Annotated in this window: 7 protein-coding genes; 5 read left to right on the top strand and 2 right to left on the bottom strand. The window is 62.2% G+C overall.

All coding sequences use genetic code 11. From position 1 onward, the window contains the following. A partial coding sequence (locus ENZ74_RS21845; RefSeq protein WP_127312986.1) for an SDR family NAD(P)-dependent oxidoreductase occupies positions 1-239 on the bottom strand: 239 nt, incomplete at its 3' end. Positions 240-409: 170 nt separating this feature from the next. Then, positions 410-688: an usg protein gene (locus ENZ74_RS21840; RefSeq protein ID WP_024501657.1), complete on the bottom strand. Its 279-nt coding sequence runs from the start codon at positions 686-688 to the stop codon at positions 410-412. Between the two features lie 332 nt (positions 689-1020). Between ENZ74_RS21840 and groES the strand changes: the two genes are divergently transcribed. From groES to ENZ74_RS21815, 5 genes are all read left to right on the top strand, one after another. Next, the gene (gene groES / locus ENZ74_RS21835; protein ID WP_013530718.1) at positions 1021-1335 is read left to right on the top strand and encodes a co-chaperone GroES; all 315 of its coding nucleotides are present in this window, start codon (positions 1021-1023) and stop codon (positions 1333-1335) included. A gap of 55 nt (positions 1336-1390) precedes the next feature. Continuing rightward, complete coding sequence (groL, locus tag ENZ74_RS21830; RefSeq protein ID WP_027160770.1) at positions 1391-3022, top strand: chaperonin GroEL; 1632 nt, start codon at positions 1391-1393, stop codon at positions 3020-3022. A 70-nt stretch (positions 3023-3092) separates the two neighbouring features. Beyond that, positions 3093-3320, top strand: a complete 228-nt coding sequence (locus ENZ74_RS21825) for a hypothetical protein (protein ID WP_013530720.1) — start codon at positions 3093-3095, stop codon at positions 3318-3320. Positions 3321-3418: 98 nt separating this feature from the next. Further along, positions 3419-3712: a DUF982 domain-containing protein gene (locus tag ENZ74_RS21820; protein ID WP_027160769.1), complete on the top strand. Its 294-nt coding sequence runs from the start codon at positions 3419-3421 to the stop codon at positions 3710-3712. Positions 3713-4047: 335 nt separating this feature from the next. Next, positions 4048-4932, top strand: coding sequence for an AraC family transcriptional regulator (locus ENZ74_RS21815; RefSeq protein ID WP_013530722.1), 885 nt, complete (start codon positions 4048-4050; stop codon positions 4930-4932). The last annotated feature ends 3 nt before the right edge of the window (positions 4933-4935 follow it).

Here is a 4935-nt window from a genome sequence, read left to right as displayed (position 1 = left end):
ATGCAGGCTTGCGCCAAAAGGGCAGGGGCTGCCGGGTCGGCGAGGTCGGCGGCGACGAAAACCGTCGGCGTGCCGAGCCGCGAAAGCTCTTCCGCAACGGCATCGCCGCGCGTCTTCTCGCGCCCGGTGACGAGCAGGCCGCCCGCGCCGCAGCGCGCCAGCGTCTCGGCGATGGCGCGGCCAATGCCTTGCGTCGAGCCGGTGACCAGCGCCACCTTGCCGTTGAGTTGGAGCTCCATTCCTCTTCCCCGCCTCGCATCTGATTTCAGGCTAGCGCGGCGCGATCGTTTTACAATACGGAAATTGGAAATCTTGGAGTGGAGGTTGTTGGCTGTCGCGCTGCGTGGGGCCGGCGAGAGCCTGCCCCAATGTCGTGATTCCCTACGTAGCGGAGGCCGTCGCAAAGACCCTAGTGGACCGTGATTATGCCCTCGACGGCCCGCCATTCCGAAGGCTGGATGAGCTGGTGATGAGCAACGCGAACCGAGTGGAGCGGACCATCGAGTTCGCGCTCCCAATATTGGAGAAAACCCTTGAGTTCGGGAAAGGCTGGAGCGAGATCATAGTCCTGCCAGACATAGAGCTGAAGCAGGCTTGGATGATCGGGCAGGTAATAGTGGATTTCGGCCGTCGTCAGGCCATAACCTTCCATTTGCAGGCGGAATTCGTTGCTGACCGTATCGGCCATGTCTTTCTCCTTCTCCGCTGAGGCATCGAGCCGGCGGCATTTGTGTCGAACCCGCCCAATGCCGGGCCGGGGCGATTGGTTCTGTCCCTCTTTAAACAACGCCGCGAGAAGCTCGCGGGTTCCGAAAATAGCCACGCCATAACAGTGTCTTGGCGCTCTTTCTTGTCGAATATAAAAATTTTTGCGCTGGTCTCTTGAAACCGAAAAAGGGCAAAACTAGCTCGATATGCGCCGCGATGCCTGACGAAGGGTCGCGGCGTTCCGCACCGGTCCGATATTGCCGGTTCGGTGCGGAGGAACCTCAAAACCTGTTTGTCCACGAGGAGAACGACATGGCGTTCCGTCCATTGCATGACCGTATTCTGGTCCGCCGCCTTGAAGCCGAGGAGAAGACCTCCGGCGGCATCATCATCCCCGATACCGCAAAGGAAAAACCGCAGGAAGGCGAAGTGCTCGCCGTCGGTCCCGGCGCGCGCGACGACAGCGGCAAGCTTGTCGAACTCGATGTCAAGGTCGGCGACCGCATCCTGTTCGGCAAATGGTCCGGCACCGAGATCAAACTCGACGGCGAGGACCTGCTCATCATGAAGGAAAGCGACGTGATGGGTATCATCGATGAGATCGCCGAAGTGAAGAAGGCCGCCTGACGGCTTCTTGTATCCAACCAGTCAACGAATGCTGCCTAGATAAAGGAGTGATCCAATGGCTGCCAAAGAAGTGAAATTCCATACCGAAGCGCGCGAGAAGATGCTGCGCGGCGTCGACATCCTTGCCAATGCGGTGAAGGTGACGCTCGGTCCCAAGGGGCGCAATGTGGTCATCGACAAGTCGTTCGGCGCGCCGCGCATCACCAAGGACGGCGTCACCGTCGCCAAGGAGATCGAACTGGAGGACAAGTTCGAGAACATGGGCGCCCAGATGGTGCGTGAGGTGGCCTCCAAGACCAACGACCTTGCCGGCGATGGCACGACGACCGCAACGGTGCTTGCACAGGCGATCGTCAGGGAAGGGGCCAAGGCGGTTGCCTCGGGTATGAACCCGATGGATCTGAAGCGCGGCATCGACAAGGCGGTCGATGCGGTGGTCGCCGAACTGAAGACCAATGCCCGCAAGGTCACTCGAAACGACGAGATCGCGCAGGTCGGCACCATCTCCGCCAATGGCGATGCCGAAATCGGCCGCTTCCTCGCTGAGGCGATGGAGAAGGTCGGCAATGAAGGCGTCATCACGGTGGAGGAGGCCAAGACCGCCGAGACCGAACTCGAAGTCGTGGAAGGCATGCAGTTCGATCGCGGCTACCTCTCGCCCTATTTCATCACCAACCAGGACAAGATGCGCGTGGAGCTCGACGAGCCCTATGTGCTGATCCACGAGAAGAAACTCTCCAATCTGCAAGCGATGCTGCCCGTGCTCGAAGCCGTGGTGCAGTCTGGCAAGCCGCTCCTGATCATCGCCGAGGATGTGGAGGGCGAGGCGCTTGCCACGCTGGTCGTCAACAAGCTGCGCGGCGGCCTCAAGGTCGCGGCCGTCAAGGCGCCGGGCTTCGGCGACCGCCGCAAGGCCATGCTGGAGGACATCGCCATTCTCACCGGCGGCACCGCGATCTCGGATGATCTCGGCATCAAACTGGAAAATGTAACGCTGCAGATGCTGGGCCGCGCCAAGAAGGTGGTGATCGAGAAGGAAAACACCACCATCGTCGATGGTGTCGGCCGCAAGGAAGAGATCCAGGGCCGTGTCGCACAGATCAAGGCGCAGATCGAGGAGACCACCTCCGACTATGACCGCGAGAAGCTGCAGGAGCGGCTGGCCAAGCTCGCAGGCGGCGTTGCGGTGATCCGGGTCGGCGGCTCGACCGAGGTCGAGGTCAAGGAGCGCAAGGACCGTGTCGACGACGCACTGCATGCAACCCGCGCGGCCGTCGAGGAGGGCGTGCTGCCCGGCGGCGGCGTCGCCTTGCTGCGGGCGGCCAAGGCGCTCGATACCGTGCAGACCGACAATTCGGACCAGAGGACAGGTGTCGACATCGTGCGCCGTGCCATCGAAACGCCGGTCCGGCAGATCGCCGAGAATGCCGGCGCCGAAGGCTCGATCATTGTCGGCAAGCTGCGCGAGAAAAGCGAATTCGGCTGGGGCTGGAACGCCCAGACCAATGAATTCGGCGATCTCTTCGGCCAGGGCGTTATCGACCCGGCCAAGGTGGTGCGCACCGCCCTCCAGGACGCGGCATCGGTCGCCGGCCTGCTGGTGACCACGGAGGCGATGGTGGCCGAGAAGCCGAAGAAGGAAGCCGCCGCCCCGGCAATGCCCGCCGGCGCCGGCATGGACTTCTGAAGTCGCGGCCCAATCCGCCCGCTCCCCTGGCGGGGAGCGGGCGTCAGTCGAAGAGAGAGTGGAGGTAAAGATGGATGCAATGGCTGGCCTCGGATCCGTACCGGCTCCTACGCATCAAGCGAAGGAATTCCTGGCCTATGAAACAGAATGCAGGAACGTGCTGAAGCCGCTGCTGGCAGGGCTGCTCGACATGGCTGAAGCCGCCGGCTGGAACCGGCGAACCGCGGCGTCGGCACTGATGTTCCTCGCAGCGCAGCAAGTGTCGGCAACATCCGAGGTATCCGCCGGCAGCGGCTGAACGGAAATCGGCCAGTCCCTTCACCTATCCGCGGCGGGCCGTGCTTCCCGGTGTTCGGCCCGCTGCAGGCCCTGAACAATCGAGAGGAGGTACAAGCCATGAATCGCGGGCAATTCGAAGAACCGGTCACACTTCTGGTCGGAATGGGCTTTCCGAGGATGATCGACAGCGTGATGGAAGCCTATGCACTGCTGCAGGACTGGCCGAGCGCCGGCCGCAACGGCGCCCATGCCATCGCACTCAACGCTTGCAAGGCGGGCATCGTCGGCGAAATCGATCCGGAGACGGTGCGGGCCACGCTGGTCAGCTTCGCGCGCCGCCACGACATACTGGTGCCTGACATGGTTACGCCGCTCGCGACGGTGGCGGGTGGTGCGCTGCGCACCAGCTGAACTACGATGACGGCGCTGCAACAGCGCCTGAACACGCTGTTCTTGCGATAGGCCAGGCGCCCACCGGACACGTTGGAATTCCGTTTCGGGCGGTAGTGTTCTCGTTGGTCAGTCGAGCGAACGCGTCAGCAAGACTGACCTGTTCTGCCCGAATAGCGCCTCTGAGCGCGCCCTTCCGGTTAAAAAAGTATCATCCATTGTCTTGAATCGTGGTGGCGCCTGTTGTCATGAGCCGGTACCGTGGCTCTTGAAATGCAGAGCCGAAACCAATTCGGCCGGTTTAGGGAATTGGGCCGAACGCGGCAAATATCCGTGCCGGCCGGGAGGAAACGGACATGGAACCGGACCTGGAAGTTGTCCAGATACGACGCGGGGAGTCCTTCAAGGCGTGGTCGCATGGCTACCCCTTCCATACGGTGCGCTGGCACTTCCATCCAGAATATGAACTGCATCAGGTAATCTTCACCAACGGCCGCTATTTCGTCGGCGACTTCATCGGCGAGTTCGAGCCGGGCAATCTGGTGCTGACGGGGCCGAACCTGCCGCACAATTGGGTCAGCGACATCCCCAAGGACAGCTCGATCCCGCTGCGCGGCCGCATCATTCAGTTTTCCGAAAGTTTCATCGGCGATGCCATGCATGTGCTGCCGGAGCTGGCGGGGCTTGCGGCTCTGCTCGAGGCGTCGCGGCGCGGCGTGCTGTTTTCCAACCGCACCAGCAAGGCGCTGGCGCCATTGATGGAAGAGATGATGCAGGCGCAGGGCGTGCGCCGCATCGAGCTGTTCATGATGATCGCCGGCCTGCTAAGCCGCGCCCAGGAATTCCAGCTGCTGGCCAGCGCCAGCTATCGGCCCGATCCGTCGGGCTACATGACCGCCGGCATGAACAAGGCGCTCGCCTATATCAGGGAGAACCTGACGCAGCTGTTCGACGAGGCGGATCTCGCCGCCATCGCCGGCCAGTCGACCGGGGCCTTCTCGCGCTCGTTTCGCCGCCACACCGGCATGTCGCTGGTGCAGTATGTCAAGCGGCTGCGCATCAATCTCGCCTGCCAGATCCTGATGAGCGACGAGCAGGCCTCGATCACCGACATCTGCTACGAGGTCGGCTTCAACAACCTGTCCAATTTCAACCGGCAGTTCCTGGCGGAGAAGGGCATGCCGCCCTCGCGCTTCAGGCGCCTGCTGGCCGACAACATCAACGCGGGAAAAGCCGCTTAACGG

Origin of the sequence: Mesorhizobium sp. M7A.F.Ca.CA.002.15.2.1, from assembly GCF_003998715.1 — a bacterium.
Lineage (GTDB): Bacteria > Pseudomonadota > Alphaproteobacteria > Rhizobiales > Rhizobiaceae > Mesorhizobium > Mesorhizobium ciceri.
This window is presented reverse-complemented; position numbering and strand designations above follow the sequence as displayed.

Coding starts and splice junctions, on each gene's coding strand:
- ENZ74_RS21840 (WP_024501657.1), bottom strand. CDS start 688: ATGGCCGATACGGTCAGCAACGAATTCCGCCTGCAAATGGAAGGTTAT.
- groES (WP_013530718.1), top strand. CDS start 1,021: ATGGCGTTCCGTCCATTGCATGACCGTATTCTGGTCCGCCGCCTTGAA.
- groL (WP_027160770.1), top strand. CDS start 1,391: ATGGCTGCCAAAGAAGTGAAATTCCATACCGAAGCGCGCGAGAAGATG.
- ENZ74_RS21825 (WP_013530720.1), top strand. CDS start 3,093: ATGGATGCAATGGCTGGCCTCGGATCCGTACCGGCTCCTACGCATCAA.
- ENZ74_RS21820 (WP_027160769.1), top strand. CDS start 3,419: ATGAATCGCGGGCAATTCGAAGAACCGGTCACACTTCTGGTCGGAATG.
- ENZ74_RS21815 (WP_013530722.1), top strand. CDS start 4,048: ATGGAACCGGACCTGGAAGTTGTCCAGATACGACGCGGGGAGTCCTTC.